The organism is Flavobacterium solisilvae, from assembly GCF_012911605.1.
In the GTDB taxonomy this organism is placed as follows: domain Bacteria; phylum Bacteroidota; class Bacteroidia; order Flavobacteriales; family Flavobacteriaceae; genus Flavobacterium; species Flavobacterium solisilvae.
On the sequence record NZ_JAAMPT010000090.1, the window covers coordinates 1 to 282 of the forward strand.

The 282-nt window shown below is 40.8% G+C and carries 1 protein-coding gene; it reads left to right on the forward strand.

Features of this window, described 5'->3' with window-relative positions; translation table 11 throughout:
- Positions 1–282: hypothetical protein (locus G6042_RS00425; RefSeq protein WP_169522331.1), on the forward strand; the 282-nt coding region annotated here is incomplete at both ends.

Consider the following 282-nt stretch of genomic DNA (forward strand, 5'->3'; position numbering starts at 1 on the left):
AATTAATCGTCAACCCAACGCCAGAAGCGACCGAGCCAACAGATTACCATTTATGTGATTACACAGGTGCAGTAGGTTATGAGAGTTTCAATTTAACGACCAAAATAGCGGAGATTTTAGGTAGTATTAATGCAGCAACGCATACGGTAACATTCTATACTGATTTCACCCAAGCCCAATTAGGAACAGGCAACATCACCAATGTAACGGCTTATACCAATGGAACGATCAACCAAGAAACCCTATACGTTCGCGTAGAAAACAACACTACAAGATGTTATG